Source organism: Bacillus sp. SRB_8, assembly GCF_003264205.1.
GTDB lineage: Bacteria > Bacillota > Bacilli > Bacillales > Bacillaceae_G > Bacillus_A > Bacillus_A mycoides.
Map to the genome: position 1 here is coordinate 1 of NZ_NADT01000121.1, position 390 is coordinate 390.

The 390-nt window shown below is 44.1% G+C and carries 2 tRNA genes; both read left to right on the plus strand.

The annotated features are described in order from the left end of the window. Positions 1–181: 181 nt before the first annotated feature. Positions 182–258, plus strand: a tRNA-Ile gene (locus tag B5P40_RS32190). Between the two features lie 10 nt (positions 259–268). After that, positions 269–344: transfer RNA gene (locus B5P40_RS32195), tRNA-Ala, on the plus strand. Positions 345–390 lie beyond the last annotated feature (46 nt).

The following is a 390-nucleotide window of genomic DNA, read 5'->3' on the forward strand; positions in this document are numbered from 1 at the left end:
AGGCGTAACAAGGTAGCCGTATCGGAAGGTGCGGCTGGATCACCTCCTTTCTATGGAGAATTGATGAACACTGTTCATCAATATAAGTTTCCGTGTTTCGTTTTCGTTTAGTTTTGAGAGTTCAATATAAGTATTGACTCTTAAATAGGAATATAATATAAATAAATTCCGCAATTTGTATGGGCCTATAGCTCAGCTGGTTAGAGCGCACGCCTGATAAGCGTGAGGTCGATGGTTCGAGTCCATTTAGGCCCACCATACATTTTACGGGGCCTTAGCTCAGCTGGGAGAGCGCCTGCCTTGCACGCAGGAGGTCAGCGGTTCGATCCCGCTAGGCTCCACCAAAAAGCTATTTTATATAGCAAATGGTATGTTCTTTGAAAACTAGAT